15 protein-coding genes are annotated in these 19,741 nt (G+C 60.3%); 6 read left to right on the top strand and 9 right to left on the bottom strand.

The genetic code is table 11. The features are described from left to right. Positions 1-276: 276 nt before the first annotated feature. The 3 genes from AB1495_RS04655 (at position 277) to AB1495_RS04645 (ending at position 9,318) form a co-directional block, all read left to right on the top strand. Positions 277-789 carry a hypothetical protein gene (locus tag AB1495_RS04655; protein WP_037965297.1) on the top strand — a complete coding sequence of 171 codons (513 nt, stop codon included), beginning with the start codon at positions 277-279 and terminating at the stop codon, positions 787-789. A 47-nt stretch (positions 790-836) separates the two neighbouring features. Continuing rightward, positions 837-3,482: an NEW3 domain-containing protein gene (locus AB1495_RS04650; RefSeq protein WP_074636367.1), complete on the top strand. Its 2,646-nt coding sequence runs from the start codon at positions 837-839 to the stop codon at positions 3,480-3,482. A 97-nt stretch (positions 3,483-3,579) separates the two neighbouring features. Beyond that, the gene (locus AB1495_RS04645; protein ID WP_074636365.1) at positions 3,580-9,318 is read left to right on the top strand and encodes a DUF11 domain-containing protein; all 5,739 of its coding nucleotides are present in this window, start codon (positions 3,580-3,582) and stop codon (positions 9,316-9,318) included. Positions 9,319-9,405: 87 nt separating this feature from the next. Here AB1495_RS04645 and pnp read toward each other — a convergent pair whose 3' ends face one another. The 8 genes from pnp to rbfA all read right to left on the bottom strand — a co-directional run bounded on the left by pnp (position 9,406) and on the right by rbfA (position 16,553). Continuing rightward, a complete protein-coding gene (gene pnp / locus AB1495_RS04640; protein ID WP_009825473.1) occupies positions 9,406-11,541 on the bottom strand; it encodes a polyribonucleotide nucleotidyltransferase in 2,136 nt (711 codons plus the stop codon). Positions 11,542-11,756: 215 nt separating this feature from the next. Further along, complete coding sequence (locus AB1495_RS04635) at positions 11,757-12,230, bottom strand: GNAT family N-acetyltransferase (RefSeq protein WP_074636363.1); 474 nt, start codon at positions 12,228-12,230, stop codon at positions 11,757-11,759. Positions 12,231-12,334: 104 nt separating this feature from the next. Continuing rightward, positions 12,335-12,604: a 30S ribosomal protein S15 gene (gene rpsO, locus AB1495_RS04630; protein WP_005850267.1), complete on the bottom strand. Its 270-nt coding sequence runs from the start codon at positions 12,602-12,604 to the stop codon at positions 12,335-12,337. Positions 12,605-12,798: 194 nt separating this feature from the next. Next, complete coding sequence (locus AB1495_RS04625) at positions 12,799-13,743, bottom strand: calcium-binding protein (protein ID WP_074636748.1); 945 nt, start codon at positions 13,741-13,743, stop codon at positions 12,799-12,801. Between the two features lie 105 nt (positions 13,744-13,848). Beyond that, entirely contained in the window at positions 13,849-14,358 is a 510-nt protein-coding gene (locus AB1495_RS04620; protein ID WP_037965287.1) for a DUF1643 domain-containing protein, read from the bottom strand. Continuing rightward, positions 14,355-15,272 (bottom strand): tRNA pseudouridine(55) synthase TruB, encoded by a 918-nt coding sequence (gene truB, locus AB1495_RS04615; RefSeq protein ID WP_074636361.1) that lies wholly within the window; start codon positions 15,270-15,272, stop codon positions 14,355-14,357. The genes AB1495_RS04620 and truB overlap by 4 nt, the downstream gene beginning before the upstream one ends. A 118-nt stretch (positions 15,273-15,390) precedes the next feature. Next, positions 15,391-16,137, bottom strand: a complete 747-nt coding sequence (locus AB1495_RS04610) for a phosphodiester glycosidase family protein (RefSeq protein ID WP_005850259.1) — start codon at positions 16,135-16,137, stop codon at positions 15,391-15,393. Then, positions 16,134-16,553: a 30S ribosome-binding factor RbfA gene (gene rbfA, locus AB1495_RS04605; RefSeq protein ID WP_074636359.1), complete on the bottom strand. Its 420-nt coding sequence runs from the start codon at positions 16,551-16,553 to the stop codon at positions 16,134-16,136. Before rbfA ends, AB1495_RS04610 begins: the two co-directional genes overlap by 4 nt. A gap of 79 nt (positions 16,554-16,632) precedes the next feature. On the opposite strand from rbfA, the gene dapB reads away from it, so the two are divergent. Both dapB and AB1495_RS04595 read left to right on the top strand, forming a co-directional pair. Continuing rightward, positions 16,633-17,448, top strand: coding sequence for a 4-hydroxy-tetrahydrodipicolinate reductase (dapB, locus tag AB1495_RS04600; protein WP_074636357.1), 816 nt, complete (start codon positions 16,633-16,635; stop codon positions 17,446-17,448). A 90-nt stretch (positions 17,449-17,538) separates the two neighbouring features. After that, positions 17,539-17,895 carry a dihydrodipicolinate reductase gene (locus AB1495_RS04595; RefSeq protein ID WP_235183737.1) on the top strand — a complete coding sequence of 119 codons (357 nt, stop codon included), beginning with the start codon at positions 17,539-17,541 and terminating at the stop codon, positions 17,893-17,895. Between the two features lie 101 nt (positions 17,896-17,996). Here AB1495_RS04595 and AB1495_RS04590 read toward each other — a convergent pair whose 3' ends face one another. Beyond that, complete coding sequence (locus AB1495_RS04590) at positions 17,997-18,170, bottom strand: DUF1674 domain-containing protein (protein WP_197145971.1); 174 nt, start codon at positions 18,168-18,170, stop codon at positions 17,997-17,999. A 192-nt stretch (positions 18,171-18,362) separates the two neighbouring features. On the opposite strand from AB1495_RS04590, the gene AB1495_RS04585 reads away from it, so the two are divergent. Then, entirely contained in the window at positions 18,363-19,634 is a 1,272-nt protein-coding gene (locus tag AB1495_RS04585; protein WP_074636353.1) for an RsmB/NOP family class I SAM-dependent RNA methyltransferase, read from the top strand. Positions 19,635-19,741 lie beyond the last annotated feature (107 nt).

The raw sequence follows: 19,741 nt of genomic DNA, 5'->3' as shown, positions 1-19,741 counted from the left end.
AGAATCAACGCCCTTTTGCATGAGGGTGACTCGTCTGCTTTGCGCGGCGAGATGCGGGTTTGCGTCTGCAATCACCGCGCGAATTGCGTGTTTTGCCATCGAATTGATAGCGCCGCATATACGGACGGGTAGGGGGCTGCCCAGCAGATCAAAAACCTAGCCCTAAGCGAGAATGCACCCCGAGACATTTCCCCTGATGATGAGTTCAGGACAGCCCAAACACTGGGCCGGTTCATCAAAACCGCCGGCGGTGGTCGGCAACTAGGGGAAAAAATTATGACTTTCAAAACTCAACAAATCGCCCGTGCACTGCTTGCTGGTGTCGCGATTTCTGTCGCCGGCGTGCCGGCTTTTGCTGACGCACTTTCCAGCACATTTTCTTTCCGCATCGTCGAAACCAATGACGGTGGCGAAGAGGCGTTGATCGAGCGGGGCACCGTCCGCCCTGGCGAGGTCATCCAATACCAACTGCAGCACGAGAACACGACTGCAGACGCACTTGCGGGGATCGTTATTGCGGCCCCCGTACCCGAAGGGGTCACCCTGACGCTTGGCGCACAGAGCACATCGATCAAGGCCGTGTTCGAAGTCCAGGCTGATCTCGACCCTGAAAACGATGGCCTTGAATGGTCCACACTTCCCGCCACCCGCATGGTCGCCGGTGCAGATGGCACACTCCAACCAGAACCACTTCCTGAGGATCAGATTGCTGCCGTCCGTTGGACGCTCAGCGAACCTTTGGAGTCAGGCGAAATCGCACTCAACAGCTATCGGGTGCGCGTCAACTGATCGGGGGGAACCTGATCCAATTTACCTAATCTAGTTAAATCAAAGGAATGACTAACGTGAAACATCAATCTTTCTTCATGCGCTCTGCAAGCGCGATGGCGGTTACCGCCGCATTTGGCGCAGCCGCTTTGGCCGCCGCACCAGAAGCCGGGTCCGTGATCGGCAACCAAGCGGTTGCGACCTATACAAACCAAGCTGGCGATACCATCACGGTCACGTCGAACACGGTTGAAACGATCGTTCAGCAGGTTGCTGGCGTGACATTGACTTCGGACAACAACGAAACCATCGCACCCGGTGGTAAAGCCTTCCTGCCGCACATTGTTACCAACGAAGGGAACGGCGCAGACTTCTTCGCACTGACCGCAGTAGAGACAGACACAGGCACGCTCGATACCTCTGCCATCGTCTTCTATCCGGATGCGAACATGGATGGTGTCGCCGATAGCGCCACACCGCTGACCGAAACGCCAACATTGGCACCGGGCGAGCAGTTCGGCGTCGTCATCGAAGTCTCTGTCCCCTCGAACGCAACAGGGTCGGACAGCATCACAGTGACCGCAAGGTCTGATCTTGATGGCACAGAGACAGCCGTCAACACCGATACGCTAACCATCTCGAACGACGCGATTGTCGAACTGGTCAAGTCCATGGTCGCTGATGCAGCGTCCGGTGGTAACCCCAACATCGTCGATGCCGGCGATACCGTGAGCATCGAGCTGACATATTCCAGCACCGGTCTGGCTGCTGCGAACAACTATACCGTCGATGACATTCTGGACGGTCGCCTGGCCTATGTGCCTGGTTCCGCACGGTGGTCTGACGCCGCGGGTATTCTGGATGACGCCAACGGGTCTTCTTCGGTCGATGCGACCAATGGCTCGGGCGAGACAATCGCCTTTGATACCAACGGCCAGAGCGTCAACTTCAACATCTCGAGCGTCGGTTCCGGCCGCTCCGGTAGCGTGACGTTCCAAGCTGTGATCCTGGACACTGCTGATGCGGGTATCATTGAAAACGTCGCCACACAGGAAATCGACAACGTTGCCTTCCCACCCTCGAACACAGCTTCGATCATTGTGGATGACCAATTCGCGGTCTCCATCGCTGATACAGCCATCGACGGTGCTGGTGCGGCGGATCCAACGACGGCTTCGGCAACAGATGATGACGCGGCAAACAACGATGTCGTGACCGAAACTGGCGACGCGGCCCAGGGTGGCACAGTGAAGCATGAGTTCGTGCTGACCAACCGGTCGAACCAGACCGACAGCCTGACGCTTGATGTCAGCAATATCGACTACCCCGCGGGCACAACCTTCCGGTTTGTGGGTGCAGATGGTGTGACACCGATCATCGGTTCCGTCGGTCCGCTTGCTGCGGGTGACAGCGCCAAGGTCACCTTGATCGCAACACTGCCAACAGATGTGGCCCCAACGGCTGCCGCCAACTTCAACGCGACCGTATCCACCACGTCCGATGCTTCGGGTGTCTCCGATACATCGACAGCGACCTTCACCGGCGCGATCCTTGCCTCTGCCGTTGATCTTGAGAACGCAGTCGCAGGCTCCGAAGGTGACGGCCTTGACCCCACCAACGGCGGCGCGCCTTGGGTGAACTATGCCACCGATCCCGGTGCACCGGTCACCTACGACATGGTCGTTGAAAACAACGGTCCGGTATCCGACAGCTACAACCTCTCGCTGGCACAAGCGCTGCCCGCCGGTTGGACCGTCGAATTCCGCTCCGCTGACGGGGCCGCGATCAGCAACACCGGGACCATCCCTGCCGGTGCAAGCGATACCTTCACCGTTGTGGTAACCCCGCCGGCAGATCAGGCACCGGGTGACACATTGGTCGACATCGCGCTGGTGTCCTCTGTCTCGGGCCAAGGCGACCGGATCGTCAACGAAGTGACCGTGAACGAGATCTACAACGTAGAGATCATCGATGACCAGAACGCCCAGGCCTCGCCCGGTGGTATCGTCGACATGGTGCACACCATCACCAACACCGGTAACGTTGCGATCACCGAAGGTGCGATCAACGACACAGGGCTGGACAACTTCTCGGGCGCTTTGTTCTGGGATGCCAACGGCAACGGTGTCATCGACCCCTCCGAGCTGGTGATCGACAACTTTGATGATCTGACGGACGGTGTATCGGCTGGCGTGAACGGGCTTGCCCCCGGTGAAAGCATCTCGGTCATCTACCGTGTGCAAACACCATCGACAGCGACAAGCGGTGTGACCGAAATCGGTACCATCAGCCTTGACCCCTCGCTGAACGGTGGCACAGCGACCGACGCGGATACTGCTGACAACGCAGTAGAAGACCGGATCGTGATCATCTCTGGCGACGTCACGCTGAGCAAGTACCAGTACATCGACGCCAATTGCGACGGCACCGTCGGGACCTTTACCAAGACCCGTCAGGACGTCTCTCCCGGTCAGTGCATCCGCTACAAAGTGGAAGCTGAAAACACCGGCTCCTCTCCCGCTGCAAACGTCATCATCTCTGATGCCGCCCCTGCCTACACATCGGTAACCGACTGTGGTGGCACATGCAGCGAGACGCTCTTCCCGGCAGGTAGCACCGCCACCGTCACCTCGAGCAACATCTCGAGCGACCACGGCACGGTCCTTCCGGGTGGGTTCGCCACGCTAGAATTCACCGTTCAGGTGGACGAGTAAACGAACCCCAGGTTTCCCCGGAGCACCCTTCCCCCCCTCGCTCCGGGGGAACCACACTTCCTCTCCTCTTAGAAAAGATAGAACAGGGATTGATCAAATGGACCGCACCTTTCACAAAACCGCCCTCCGCATGATGTCGTGTTTCTGGATCGTCGCGCTGGTGATCTCCCTCCTGCCGCACGGCGCCGCTGCCAAGCAGGTACCCGCAGGAACCTTCATCCGGAACGTCGCGCAGACCACCTACTTTAACGAAGCGCTGGGCATCATCGAGACTGTATACTCGAACGCCGTAGACGCCAAAGTAGCCGCAGTGCCTGCGCTGGATGTCAACGGATACTCCGAACTGATGCTGACCCGTGGCGCGATGGCGCAATACTACTTCGAGGTCGCCAACATCGGGAACGTCCCGCTGAACGCCGCCATGACCATGCAGCACCAAGAGGGTGCCGCCATGATGAACGACGCCCGCCTTGTCTATGACGCGAATGCCAACGGCCGCATCGACAATGGCGAAGCCACGATCAGCTCGGGCGCGCCGATGTTCATGGATGTGGGCGACAGCGCTCAGCTCATCTACGAATTCCGCACCTCCTTCTACGCCACGCCCGCCACGCTGATGCAGTCGGTGCTGTCGGTATCTGCCACAAGCACAACAGGCTTCGCGGCCCGTCGCATCCTGACGGGTGCCGCAGCTGGCAAGACCACCATCATGGGCAGTTCGCTTGAGCTGCAAAAGGAACAATCCGTCCGCGAGATGGAAGACGAAACACAGCTGACCTATACGCTGCGCCTGCGCAACGACTCGGATGGTGATGTGCTGGCCTATGGTGACGTACACGGTGCCCAGATCCGCATCGACGGGGCCGCCGCCACAGGTGTTCTGCTGCGCGACGAGGTGCCACTGAACGCCCGTTTCCACAGCATCACCGACCCAAGCGGCATGGTTGCGCTGTATCACGCGGCAGGCGATGCGCGTCATGATTACCAGACTGCGCGCCCTGCTGGCGAGGTCGACGCCGTGGCCTTCTTTCACGAGGGCGACTATGAAATCGGTTTTGCCCGCGATCCCGCGTTCACCGTGACGGTGCCCATGAACCTGGGCGACGTAGAGGTCGCTAACACCGCCCGCAGCTTCGTGAAAATGGAAGATCGCACAGTCGATGTAGACTCTAACACAACGGTTTACAGCCGCGATGCTGCTGGGACCGGTGCCCTGCACTTTGAACATCCCGAAACCGCAGCAGACCAGCCGCACGCCGTGCCAAACAGCGATACCCGCCTGCGTCTGACCGCCGGTGCGTGCAACGAAACGATGTCCGCAGATCGTGCGATCATCACGCTGCGCAGCTTCCTGACCGGCGATGTAGAGCGTGTGACGGCCACAGAAACAGACCCTAACAACGGTGTTTTCCTTACCGCTGCCGTTCCTATGGCGCGGATGGATGTGCCCGTATCCGGCGACAATGTGATCGCGACCACCGACGGTGACCGTCTGATCGCCACTGCCGATTGTGCCGGTGCCACGCTGCAAGACGAACTGCTGATCACCCCCGGTAACTTCCTGTTCAATGCGCTGACCAACGAGCCGATCGGTAATGTGGCCATCGCGCTGATGGATATGAACAGCGGTGCCGAAATGGCGCGCCGTATGACCGATGCCCGCGGCTTCTTCAGCTTCGGTGACATGCCTGCCGGTGAATACCAGTACGCCGTGATGAACGCCCCCGCATGGGACGTTCCTTCCGTGCGCGCCGACTTCCCTGGGTTTAACCGTCGTGTTGCGGGGGCCGGTTATATGGCAAGCTTCCGCCACGCCGGTGGGATGCTCGACATCTCGGACATTCCTGCGGACCCACACTATGGCGTGCCGCTGGCGCTGGACAAGCAGGCCGACAAGGACATGGTCGGCGCGGGCGAGTTCGTGGTCTACACCCTGAACTTCACCAATAACATGAACCAGGCGCTGATCGGTGCCGAGATCATGGATCGCCCCGCCTTTGGCAGCCAGCTGGTTGCAGGGTCGGTGACCTTCAACGGCGAGACAATGGAAGACCCTGCCGTCGATGCGTCGGGTGACATGACCTATGACCTGGGCATGCTGGCCCCCCTGTCGAGCCACGAGCTGACCTATGTCATGCAGTTCACCGCAGCCGCCCGTGAAGGCCGCAACGAAAATACCGCGGTTCTGACGGGTCGTCAGGCGGGCACCGGTACCGTGATGCAGTCCCAGACTGCCCGCGCGATGGTCAAGCTGAACAACAGCGGTGGCGTCTTCGCCCGCGAAGCCACTGTCATCGGGTCGGTCTTTATGGACTGTGACAAAGACGGTATCCGTGGCGACCACACTGAACCAGGCATCCCCGGCGTCCGTATCGTGACCCAAGAGGGTCTGTCGGTTGTGACCGATATGGATGGTAAATACTCCCTTTTCGGTCTGCGCCCCGTGACCCATGCGTTCCTTGTGCAGGACGAAACCCTGCCCGTTGGTACCGAAGTGACCGTAACCCGCACCAACGATCTGCTGCGTGGTGGGTCGCGCCTGATCCCGCTTCGCAAAGGGGAACTGCGCGCCGAGCACTTCGCCGTGCTGGACTGCACCCCCGAAGCGATGGCCGAGGTTGACCAGCGTCAGAAGTACTTTGCCGAGCAGCCGCAATCCAACGCCCTGACCGCTGCCGACCTGCCGATCGAAGGCCAGCGTGCGCCGGTACGTTCCGTGCGCAGCGAAGCCGGTGTGGCGACCACCACGCAGCTGACCTCGCGTCTGATGCAGCGTCTGGATGAAAACCGCGCGGCGAACTCCGTCTCTGAAAAAGCGTCTGGCAAGGCACAGCGCCAGTCGCTCGAGATGCTGATCAAAACGCTGGATGATGCACCCGGTTTCGTGGACCTGACCGACGGTCAGACACTGGATCGCCGCACCCAAAGCGTGCGCGTCAAGGGCAAGGGCGATCTGTCGCTGGGCCTGCTGGTGAACGGCCGCGAGCTGAGCAGCGACCGCGTAGGCGAGCGTACAAGCTTCGAGAAGAACAACACGCAGGCACTGGATTTTGTCGCGGTGAAACTGGACGCGGGGCAGAACACCCTGACGCTGGTCGGCCGTGACGGTTTCGGCATCGAACGTGTCCGCGAGGAAATCACCGTGGTTGCCCCCGGCAAGCCCGCCAAATTCGAGGTGATCATGCCCGACACCGCGCCCGCTTCGCCGACCGACGTGATCCCGGTTGTGGTGCGTGTGCTGGATGCCCGTGGCATGCCTGTACCTGCCTCCGGTACCGTGACCCTCAGCGCCAAGCTGGCCCTGTGGGACGTGGCCGACATCCGCGAAGGCACCCCCGGCGTGCAGGTCTATCTGGACAACGGCGAGGCCACCTTTGGGCTGATCCCGCCACAGGTTGCAGGCACAGACCGTATCACCATCAGCGGTGCCTTTGGCCGCGCCGAAGAAACCATCACGTTCACCCCCGATCTGGACCAGCGCATCATGGTTGGCGTGATCGAAGGGGCCGTGGCCTTGGGCGGTGCGAAGGGTGAGCTGCTCGACGCGGATCGTTTCAGCTCTTTCGAAGACACAACCACCGGTCTGCGGGGTGAAGTGTACCTCAAGGGCGTGATCTCGGGTGATGCGCTGCTGACACTGCGCTATAGCTCGGACCGTGACACCGAAGACCGCCTGTTCCGCGACATCCGTGGCGACGAGTTCTACCCTGTGTATGGCGACAACTCCGAACGTGGCTTCGACGCGCAATCTTCCGAAAACCTGTACGTTAAGGTTGAAAAGGGTCGTTCGTACATCCTTTACGGTGACATCGCGATCGAACCCGAAGCCAGCGCGCTGAAGCTTGACGGCATGCGTCGTGTGGTGACCGGTGCCAAGGCCCATTGGGAAAACGACAAGGTCGGCGTGACCCTGTTCGGTGCCCGTACTGCCCAAGAACAGCGCGTGCAGGAATTCCTCGGGCGTGGTGTGTCCGGCCCCTATGACCTGGATCTGGACGGCTATGTACAAGGCTCCGAGCGGGTTGAACTGCTGGTGCGCGATGAAGAGGGCGGGGATGTCATCTCGACCACGCCGCTGCGCCGCGGCAGCGACTACTTGCTGGACTTCTTTGGCAACTCGATCACTTTTGACGATGCGGTGCGCCAGTTCGACGGTCAGGGCAACCCTGTGTCGGTGCGCGTCACCTACGAAGTCGATGTGGAAGGGGCCGACCGCTACTGGCTCTATGGCGGTGAGGTGAACCTCGCGCTGACCGACCGCACCACCGTTGGCGCACGTATCGTGCATGCCGATGCCGACCGTGGCAACACCGCCCGCGAGCGTCTGCACTCTGCCTATATCCGTCACGAGGGGACGCAGGGTGGCGTGTGGGAAGCCGAGGCTGCGCGCTCCGAAGATGCGAATGGCGTATCGGATACCGCCTACCGTCTGTCCTATGACATCCGCAAGGTAACCGGTCACTTCAACTTCGAGATGGTTCACACCGGCGAGAAGTTTGCCTCGCGCGGCGGTCTGGCTCTGCCCGGCACCACCCGCGCGCGTCTGAACTACGGGTTTGAGATCGACGGGACCAGCGACTTTGTTCTTGGTGTGGACTATGTACGTGACCGCACCTCTGACATCGAGCGTCTGACCGTGGATGCTGTCTATGCCAAAGAGTTCAGCACGAACTTCAAAGGCTACATCGGGCTGGAGTATCGTCTGGATCACACCGCAACCTCGAAGAAGGCCCATCCCGGTCTGATCCTTGGCGGCCACTGGACCCCTGCGAACCGCCCCGGCACCGTCATCACCGCAGAGCTGCGTCACCCCTTTGGCGGCTCGGACCGTCCGACAGAGCTGACCCTGGGCATGTACCGAGAGCCCGTGCCCGGCTGGCGTGCCTATAGCGAGGTCGAAATGACCTTTGGCGACGACAGCATGGCCACACACTCCAAGCTGGGTTTCTCTTACGACCTGAATGACTGGCTGCGCGGGAGCACCGATTTCGTCAAAGGTCTGGGATCTTCGGACACCATGTTTACCCAGGCGATGATGGGCAAATGGGCCATGAACGGGAACACCAGCTTCAGCTTCGGGATTGAACATTCCCGCAGCATGGAAAGCGACGATCACCGTCTGACCAGCGTTGCCCTTGGCGCGAAGTGGGGGTCCAGCGCGGAAAGCTGGGTGGGCGATGCCGATGCGGACACCACCTTTGAAGACAACGGCAACACCCATTACGCCAGCTTTGGCATCGCGGGTGAGGTCACACCTGACTTCACCGTGCTGGGCCGTACCCGTGTTGCACTGGACAAGCGCGACGGTCGTGACCACCGCCGGATCCGGTCGCGTGCTGGTATCGCCTACCGTCCGGTTCACGATCCACGCCTCGAAGTGCTGGCATGGTACGAGCACCGCATCGAACAGCGCGAGACCAAGTCGGTGACCCATATGTGGTCCGTAGACGCGGCCTATGAAGTAGACGCCGACCTGCGCCTGAACGCGAAATACGCGGGCCAGTCGCAAAAGCTGACCACCCTTGGCGGGTTCTCTGCCCGCGCCACCACCCAACTGGTGCAGGCTGGCTTTAACTACGAGTTCGGCGACAACCGGTTCCAGATCGGCTTGAACGCCGCGCACCTGTGGGACGACCAAGGCAATGCTACCAACGGTATCGGCGCAGAGATCGGGTTTGCCCCCACCAAAGGTGCGCTGGTTGCATTGGGCTATAACCGCGCGATAAACAAGTCGGCCCTGCGCAGCGACCTGTATCAGGAAGGTTTCTACCTGCGCTTCAAGCTGCTGCTGGATAACTCGCTCTGGGACCGTCTGGACAGCTTTATGGAAAGCTAAAGCCAAACGGGACAAACCCGTCACGGCACAAAAAAAGCCCCGGCACATAGGCCGGGGCTTTCGTCATTTCAGAAGGGGTGGAGAAGCTTACGCTTCGCCGCCTTCTTCTTTCTTGATTTCTTCGCCGGTTTCCTGATCAACAACTTTCATCGACAGGCGCACCTTGCCGCGATCGTCAAAGCCAAGCAGCTTCACTTTCACTTCCTGACCTTCCTTCAGAACATCCGAAGGGTGGTTCAGGCGGCGGTTTTCGATCTGGGATACGTGTACCAGACCGTCGCGCTTGCCAAAGAAGTTCACGAAGGCACCGAAATCAACGATCTTGACGACGGTACCGGTGTAAACCGCACCTTCTTCAGGCTCGGCCACGATGGACCAGATCATGTCATAGGCTTTCTTGATCGAGTCGCCGTTTGGCGATGCGATCTTGATGATGCCTTCGTCGTTGATGTCGACTTTCGCGCCGGACACTTCAACGATCTCGCGGATCACCTTACCGCCGGACCCGATCACTTCACGGATCTTGTCGGTTGGGATCTGCATCGTTTCGATGCGTGGGGCGTGGACAGAGAATTCACCCGCGCCAGAGATGGCTTTGTTCATCTCGCCCAGAATGTGCACACGGCCCGCTTTGGCTTGTGCCAGAGCTTTCTCCATGATCTCGGGGGTGATGCCGGCGATCTTGATGTCCATCTGCAGCGACGTGATACCTGCTTCGGTACCGGCCACTTTAAAGTCCATGTCGCCCAGGTGGTCTTCGTCACCCAAGATGTCGGACAGGATCGCGTAGGAGCCGTCTTCTTCCAGGATCAGACCCATGGCAACACCCGCGACGGGCGCTTTCAATGGCACACCTGCGTCCATCATGGACAAGGAGCCACCGCAAACCGACGCCATCGAGCTGGAGCCGTTCGATTCAGTGATCTCGGACACAACGCGGATGGTGTAGGGGAAGTCGGTGGAGGCAGGCAGAACCGCCTGCAACGCACGCCAAGCCAACTTGCCGTGACCGATTTCGCGACGGCCGGGGCCACCGACACGGCCAACTTCACCAACCGAATAGGGCGGGAAGTTATAGTGCAGCATGAAGTTGGATTTGAAGTTGCCGTGCAGCGCATCGATGAACTGTTCGTCATCGCCGGTGCCCAAAGTGGTTACAACCAGACCCTGTGTTTCGCCACGTGTGAACAGCGACGACCCGTGTGTACGGGGCAGGATGCCGGTTTCGGCCACGATGTCGCGGATTTCGTCGGTCTTACGGCCGTCGATACGCTTACCGGTTTTAACCACGTCACCACGCAGGATGGACGCTTCGAGGCCTTTCAGAGCGGACCCGAGGTTCGCGTCTTCCAGTTGCTCTTCGGTCAGCGCGGCTTTGATTGTTTCGCGGGCAGCGGCAACAGCGGCGGTGCGCTCTTGCTTGTCGGCGATTGCAAAGGCGGCGCGCATGGCGTCTTCGCCAGCGGCTTTGACAGCAGCGGACAGGTCCGAATAGTCAACCGGCTGGAAGTCAAACGGCTCTTTCGCGGCGTCTTCGGCCAGATCGATGATCAGGTCGATAACAGGCTGGATCTGCTCGTGTGCGAATTTCACCGCACCCAGCATTTCTTCTTCCGACAGCTCATAGGCTTCGGATTCAACCATCATCACGGCTTCTTTGGTGCCGGCAACAACCAGATCAAGACGTTGATCAGGGTTCAGGCGCAGGTCCTGCATGTCGTCGACGGTCGGGTTCAGAACGTAATCGCCATCCTCGAAACCAACGCGGCAGGCACCGATCGGACCACGGAACGGCGCACCGGAAATGGTCAGCGCTGCGGAGGCAGCGATCATGGCGACCATGTCGGGGTCATTGACCAGATCGTGGCTGAGAACGGTACACATCACCAGAACTTCGTTTTTGAAGCCGGGAACGAACAGCGGGCGGATCGGACGGTCGATCAGACGGGCTGTCAGGGTTTCCTTCTCGGTGGGGCGGGCCTCACGCTTGAAGAAGCCACCCGGTACTTTACCGGCGGCGTAGTATTTCTCTTGGTAGTGGACGGTCAGCGGAAAGAAGTCCTGACCGGGTTTTTGCTGGCGTGCAAAGGTGACGTTCGCCATGACGCTGGTTTCGCCCAGTGTCGCAATCACCGAACCGTCTGCCTGACGGGCCACTTTGCCAGTTTCCAGTGTCAGCGTCTCTTCGCCCCACTGCATGGATTTTTTCGTTACATTAAACATCTACGTTTCCTGTTTCGGCCCGTATCGGGCCATTTGCGTAGAGGGCATATTCCCCCTGACTCCGGTATCTTCTTTGTCGGGCGCTGGAGTCCGGGCGCCGGCTTTCAGATTGTGCGGCCATACAGCAGTTTGCTTGCGATGGGAAGGGAAGCGTTGCCCTCTACACGCGGCCCTGCACGCCACAGATTGCAAGCCGCAGCAGAGCAGCAAGGGGGTTAGTCTGGCAAAGTCTTGAACATCTTGTAGTTTTGCAAGGTGATCCCGCCTTTGGTGACGATATTGGGGGCCTCGACGGTCCAGCCCATACGCGTGAAAAATGGCTTTGCCTTTTCGCTGGCAAAGGTCCGAAGACGTCGCACGCCGAATGTGCGGGCACGGTCTTCGATGGCAAAATAGACAGTGCGCCCCACGCCCGTGCCCATATGATCGGGGTGCACAAAGGCCAGATCGATCAGCCCCTCGCGCTCAAGGGTCATGAACCCCGCCATACGGTTGTCTATCTCGGCCACGATACCCGACACGGTATCAAACCGCCCTCGCCATGTGGCGGGTGCGGGGGCTTTTCCGGCCCAAGCGAAGCGTTGCTCGGCCGAATACACATCCGCCGTGCCCTGATGCACCGCAGCAAAGAAAAGCAGCGCGGCTGCATCGGTATCTTGCGGGGTGAGGTCACGCAGGTTGATTGGCATAGGCTCTCCTTGTGGCGAACATCACTCAAGCACAGGGGGAAACGAAAAAAACCGCCCCCTGTTGCCAGGGCGCGGTTTTCATCGTTGTGGCGGTGCAGCGCTGGTTAGCGGCGCAGGCCCAAACGTTTGATCAGGTCCTGATAACGCGCGTCATCTTTACCTTTGACATAGTCCAGAAGCTTCCGGCGTGTCGCAACCATTTTCAAAAGGCCACGGCGACCGTGGTTGTCTTTCTTGTGGGTTTTGAAGTGCTCGGTCAGCGTTGCGATGCGCGAGGACAGAATGGCAACCTGTACTTCGGGCGAACCTGTGTCGCCTTCTTTGGTGCCGAATTCTTTCATGACGCGTGCTTTTTCTTCTTGCGTAATCGACATCGGGGTCTCCTTTTCGAAAGGTTAAAGTGATGGCACAGGCCGGGATGTCGTCCAGCACAGGCCCATGGAGTATCACCCGCTGACAGGAATCATCGGGCGATGGTGGCGTATAGGAAAGTTTCGTCCCCTTGGCAAAGGATTAATGCGTCGCGGGGCACGTTGGCTTCTTTGTCCGGTGAGAGGGCATCGGCCGTTCAGCCGCGCGTTAGCCCCGCAGCGAGGGCCGAGCTGAGGGGGATAAGCGATAGGTCGCCCGGCATCAGCAACTGGTCCGACTGCACCATTGCCACAATCGCCCCGTCCATTGATATCAGATGGGAGTGCAGATCCTCCGGATCCGGTTCAACGGCCACCTTGGGCGCTGTCGCGGCTGCATCGCTATCGTCCCAGACCAGCAGCAGGCTGTCATCTTCTATGTCGAAACTGCGGATATCGACGATGCCATCGGGGCTGACCCAATCGCCAAGGATCACATCATCACGCCCTGCGCCCGGGGTCACCGTATCGTTTGATCCCGCAAGGATTAGATCATCGCCGCCACCGCCATTCAGGTAATCCCCCTCGTCGGTATCGGTGACGCGCGCATCCTGCCGGTCCGGATCGACGGTGCCGTCAATCGTATCGTTCCCCCATCCACCAAAGAGCGCGTCTTGTCCGCGCCCCCCAATCAGCAGGTCATCGCCCAAACCGCCCATCACGGCGTCATCCCCGCTATCCCCGAAAAGCGTATCACCCCCGGCAGAGCCGTTTAGCGTATCGTGGCCCGCGCCGCCCTGCAGGATGTCATCGTCATTATGGCCGGTAAGCCCATCCGCATCCTCGGCACCCGCCAATAGATCATCGCCGTCATTGCCATGCAGGTCATCGTTCCCCTGGCCGCCCCTCAAGGTATCATCGCCGCTGTCCCCAAAAACGGAGTCATCGCCATTGCGCGCCTCCACAAGGTCATCACCGCCATAGCCCGCGATCTGATCGCTGCCGCCCGAGCCGATAATCAGGTCATCCCGGGGTGTGCCGGATATCACATCGCCGACCGGTGCATCTTCGTCGGTGGCAGACTCCTCGTCCTCGACCCCGATGTCGATAAAGGCGGCGGCCCCGACGGTGATCAACCCCATTAATCCGGCAAGAAACAGCATGTGCAAACCCGACCCTATTGCCCGCATCACGCGGGGATACAGATGAAACAGCCCCAAAACCCAAGGCCGCATCAGCACCATAGAATCAAGAAAGTTAAGCTTGCCCTAAAGGCCCCAGAAAATCGGTTCCTGAGCATAGCGGATATACAAAGGATGCTTGGGATGCCCGTCCTTGGACAGGCCCAAATGGTACACGGGCGTTTGGCTACGCGACAGCAGTTCTTGCACCTGCGCACCCCGTCCAAGATGTGCGCCATGGGTGCCCCAAGCCGCGATCACCTGATCGGCCCACAAGATACCTTCGTTCAAAATCATATCGTTATCAGGGCCGACGGGGTCTTTGGCCTGACGCATCAGCTTGGGGCTGGTTTCGCGCCAGGCAAAGATATTGGTGACCTGAAACCCCCCGAAGCCCAAGGCGCGGGCACGGCGCTCGCACCGCTCGACCGTTGGGTCGTTTTCGATTTCCGTCGCTTTTGACGGATTTAGCATGACGAACAGCACCCGCTCCGCCTCGGGGGTCCAGACGCGGGTCAGACTGTAGCGGTAGTTTTCGCAGTCCGAATAGACAGCCGTCGACGGCGCATCGCCCTTGGTATGGCTGCGCGTGATCACGCAGAACCGGGCTGGTTGAACACACGCGACGGATGCAATTCGCCCGCCTTGAAACGCCCAACAGCAACGGCGCGGCCCTCAAACGACGCCCAGACCTCGTCGCCATATTCAACGTCATGGGCGATCACCATGCCGGGGTTGCCGTTGCGCAGACGGGTGGCCCCTTCCGGCGTGGCTTTCACCTCTGGCAGGTCCCGCAACCCTTGCTCTAACGGCAGCAAATGCGCGTCCAAAGCGTCTGTGCGCGCCATCTCTTCGATCTGCGCCAGCGTCAGCCCTTCAGAGGCCTCGAACGGGCCCGACCAGATGCGGCGCAATTCGCGCACATGGCCCAGACATCCCAAGGCTTGCCCCAGATCGCGCGCAATCGACCGGACATAGCCGCCCTTGCCGCACACCATCTCCAACGTCACGTGGTCGGCGTCGGGGCGGTCCACCAGCAGCAGCTGTTCGACAAAAAGCGGGCGGGCTGCCAGCTCCATCGTTTCACCGTCGCGCGCCAGTTTATAGGCGCGCTGGCCGTCGATCTTCACGGCGGAAAACTGCGGCGGCACCTGTTGGATGTCACCGATAAACTTGCCCAAAGCATCCTTGATCGCGTCGTCATCGGGCCGCAGCTCCGAGGTTGCGATGACCTCGCCCTCGGCATCATCGGTATTTGTCGCGATCCCAAGGCGGACCGTGAACTCATAGGCTTTCATCGCGTCCGTGATAAAGGGAACCGTCTTTGTCGCCTCGCCAAGCGCGATCGCCAGAACGCCGGTGGCCTCGGGGTCAAGGGTGCCCGCATGGCCCGCCTTATTCGCGTTCAGCGCCCAACGGACCTTGTTCACCACGGTCGTAGAGGTCGGGCCAGCGGGCTTGTCCACCACCAACCATCCCGAAATATCCCGTCCCTTGCGCCTGCGTCCCATATCAAATGCCCTTAATTGATTTGCCCGCCTCCTATCAAAGGTCCGGCAAGATTGCCCAGAGACTCTGGCTTCCAAATGGTGAAAAATCCTCGCCGAAGGCAAGAAAACTCTTGTTGCGCTACGGCGCGTCGGGCTTCACGACGCCAATGATAGGGCCAAGCGCGCTAAAGCCCAAGTCATTGCGGCCCAGATCGGGTGCGCGCATTCTCGAGATATTGCCATCAAAATAAAGCGCATTTGGCAGCTTTAGGTGATCCCGGAACAGCAGCGCGAAATCATAGAAGTTCACCGTCTCGTTCGAGATGGCAAAAACCGCGCGTTTGCCATCGGCGCTGGTGCCGACGCCGTTGCGGATATAGCGCGAGGTGCCATCCTTCAGAAAGCGCGGGTGCATCTTGCCATCGATCACCAACATCGGTCCCGATTGTGTGGCGCTGCGGCAGTCGGGGGCGTCGCGCAGAAAGGCTTTGGTTTCGATCACATCGGCACGCCCGTCGCGCAGGCAGAGCACGCCATTGGGCAGCAGGCCAAAGTTACCGGGGCCGTCGCTGCTGATCACCTGCTGATATTCTTTGCCGTTCTCAAGGTAGTAACCCACCGGCGCACGGGTATCGTGATACATGCCCGCGTTCATCGCAAAGCCCAGCTGTGCGCCGCGCTTTTTCAACGCCGTATTCAATGTGTTGAAATACCCATGCGGCTTGCCGTCCGCATCGTAGAGGAACAGCTCAAGTCGGTCCTGCGTCAGGTCGACGTGGCACAGGGTATAGCCGGTGCCGTTATAGGTTAGGGTTTCGCAGGTTTCGGCCTGGACGGGCGCGGCGGCCCAGCCCATGAAGCCAAGCGCGGCCCAGAACCGTTTCACACGTCTTCCGATCCGCGGTCGGGGGCGTCAGCATCGCGGCGCACCACGTCCTGCGCCAGCATCCGGCGCGTTTCGTCCATACGGTCGAATGTTTCGTCCAGTTGGAACCGCAGGTCCGGTGCGTATTTCAGGACCAGCTTCTTCGCCATCAACCGGCGGAGCTCGCCCTTGTTGCGCGCAAGCAGCTTAAGCACGTCTTCCTGGCCGTCTCCGCCCAAAGGCAGCACATAGGCCGTCGCGATCTTCAGGTCGGGGGAGGCGCGTACTTCGCCCACGGTGATCGACATCCGGTTCAGCTCAGGGTCGTGGACATCGCCACGCGCCAGAACATCCGATAGGGCGCGACGAATGGTTTCGCCTACGCGAAGCTGCCGTTGCGACGGGCCTGAGCCCTCATGAAACTTGTTCTTTGCCATGCGCTTCATCTAAGGGTTCGCTGAGGTTTTGCCAAGCAGATCACCACGCGCTAAACCGGAACCGAATAAGGAGCATAACATGAGCGATACACCCGGCATAGTGATTACAGGGGCTTCGGGCCGCATGGGCCAGATGTTGATTGGGCAGGTTTCTGCCAGCGACAGGGTGCATCTGGCGGGTGCGGTTGAACGTGCCGGACATGCGTGGGTCGGTCAGGATATCGGTGTTGCTATGGGCGGCACTGCTGTTGGCGTGATCGTGACCGATAACGCGGCAGAGGCGATGCAAGGCGCGCAGGCGGTCATTGATTTCACCGCTCCGGAAGCGACACTCGCCTTCGCCAAGATCGCGGCTGATGCGGGTGTGGTTCATGTTATCGGCACCACCGGTATGACCGACGCGCAGATCGGCGCGCTGGACGGACCTTCAACGCAGACGGTGATCGTGCGGGCGGGCAACATGAGCCTGGGCGTTAACCTTTTGACCCAGTTGACCAAACGTGTCGCTGCCGCGCTTGATGAAGACTTTGATATCGAGGTGATAGAGGCGCATCACAACCAGAAGGTCGACGCGCCGTCGGGCACTGCGCTGATGCTGGGCGAAGCCGCCGCGGAAGGGCGCGGGGTCGTGCTGGCGGATGTCTCTGACCGCGGGCGTGACGGGATCACCGGCGCGCGCAAGCGGGGTGACATCGGGTTCACAGCGATCCGCGGGGGCGACATTGTGGGCGAACATGATGTGATGTTCGCTGCCGCGGGCGAGCGAATCATCTTGCGCCACATCGCGTCGGATCGCGCGGTTTTTGCGCGCGGTGCCATCAAAGCTGCCGTTTGGGGGCAGGGCAAACCTGCCGGAGCCTATGATATGCTGGACGTTCTGGGCCTGAACGACTGACGCCACCCGCCGCCCTGTCACTTAACCGTGGTGAAACTATCTTAACCTCTGGCCCGTATGTTCATGGGAGCAATCTGGTTGGAGGGTGTGATGAAAAAACTGACGTTACTGACCTGCGCGGCGTTCTTTGCGCTGACCGGGGCCGCTTGGGCAGAATTCCAGAAACTGGACAGCCAGCGCGATTTCGTTTCGGTGGTGGAGGGTAAAACACTGACCCGCCCGCTGGTTGAATTGCGCGTCACTGAAAGCGGCGGCATATCGGGTACAGGTGCCGTGTGGGATGTGTCGGGCCAATGGGTCTGGAAGGGCGGGTATTTCTGCCGCAGCCTGATCTGGGGCGATGACGACCTTGGCTACAATTGTCAGGAAGTCGCTGTAAACGGTGGGAAAATCCGCTTTACCTCGGATAAGGGGGCAGGGCAGTCAGCGGTCTTTTCGTTGAAGTAGCCTCGCCTATCTGCAAGCGCCACAGGGCGCTTGGCCATAATCTTGATCTGCGCGACGGAGGGTCAGCGCATGGGGGATTCAGCGCATAGGGGGCACGTGTTTTAAAAATCGACAGCGATGCCCTTTTTCTCCCAATCGCCATAGCGGACAGGCTCTGGTCCGTCGCGACCACCAAGCTCTGTCGGCAGGTCCAGCGCCTGCGCGGCCTTGCGGCGTTCGGCGGCCTCCGCCAGCGCGCGCTGCGCGGCGGCGGGAAGCTCTTGTACCATCGGCATCGGATCGGGCGTGGGTTCTGGCGGAATATCCGGCCCGGGCTCCGGCATGGGTGTCGGATCATGGGGTGGGCTTGGCATGGGGCGTTTGCCGGCTTCGGTCATACTCTCATCCTCTTGAGGCCACTGTCCCCTTGATATACGCCGGAACCAAGCCCAGACAACCCGGGCACCCCAAAGAAGAAAGCGTATCGCATGTCAGACACCGGCGTTCAGGCCCGCAGAAGTGCGGTGTACCTATTGGATATGATCCTGGGGGAAGAACGTCTGATGTCAGAGCTCTTGTCGGCGGGGGCGTTGGACAAGCTGCCCCCCGATGACCGCGCACGGGCGCAGCGTCTGGCGATGGATACCCTGCGCGGGATGGAACGCGCCGACCGTCTGTTGCAGAAACACCTGTCGAAATACCCGCCGCTGACCGTGCGCAACGCGCTGCGCGTCGGCACCGTCGAACTGTGTCAGGGCGGCGCGGCCCACGGCGTGGTGAATGCGATGGTCGAACTTGTCGCAACGCATAAAAAGCTGGGACACCTCAAGGGGTTGACCAATGCCGTTTTGCGCAAAATCGCCGCCGACGGCCCAGAGGCATGGGCGGCCTTGCGCGCGCCGCGCTTGCCAAAATGGCTGCGGGGTCCGCTGACAGAAGCCTGGGGGCCCGACGCGATGACGGGAATCGAGGCCGCGCATTTCGCAGGTGCGCCACTGGATCTGACCGCGAAACGAGATCCTGAAGGTTTGGCCGCGGCCGTGGCGGGCACCGTCTTGCCCACCGGTTCGGTGCGCGTCGCCGATGCGGGGCAGGTCACCACCATGCCCGGTTTTGCCGAAGGCGATTGGTGGGTGCAGGACGCTGCCGCGGCGCTGCCCTTTAAAATCCTTGCGCCACAAAAAGGCGAGGCCGTGCTCGACCTTTGCGCCGCGCCCGGGGGCAAAACCATGCAGCTTGCCGCCGCAGGTGCGCAGGTGACGGCGGTCGATAACTCCAAGCAGCGGATGCAGCGGGTTCGGGAAAACCTTGCACGGGTGCATCTGCCAGCCAAAGTCGTTGTCGTCGATGCGCGCCGGTTCGAGGGGACGTTTGACGCGATTCTGCTGGATGCGCCTTGCTCTGCTACGGGCACGATCCGTCGTCACCCCGATCTGCCCCACGCCAAGGATGGGTCCGAATTCGGTGATCTGATCGAGCTGCAGTCGGAAATGATCGACCATGCGTGGTCCCTGCTCAACCCCGGGGGACGCTTGATTTTCTGCACTTGCTCCCTGCTGCCCGACGAAGGCGAAGTGCAGGTCGACGAGGCGTTGGAACGTCATGCGGATATGCGCGTGGACCGCGACGCTTTGGCTGTGCCCGGTGTTGATCCCGCGTGGACAACCCAAGAGGGCGGCCTGCGTTTGCGCCCCGATTACTGGCCTGAACTGGGTGGCATGGACGGGTTTTACATCGCCTGCCTGCGCAAGGACGCCTAAAGGCCGAACCTGACACGGGCGGATTTGCGTCGCCCGCAAAAACCCGTGTCAAAATGCGGTGACTCAGGTGGCAACAGCGGCTAACATCCGCAAAACGCCAGCAGAGC

The sequence above is a fragment of the Sulfitobacter pontiacus genome (assembly GCF_040790665.1).
Classification (GTDB): domain Bacteria; phylum Pseudomonadota; class Alphaproteobacteria; order Rhodobacterales; family Rhodobacteraceae; genus Sulfitobacter; species Sulfitobacter pontiacus.
This window is presented reverse-complemented; position numbering and strand designations above follow the sequence as displayed.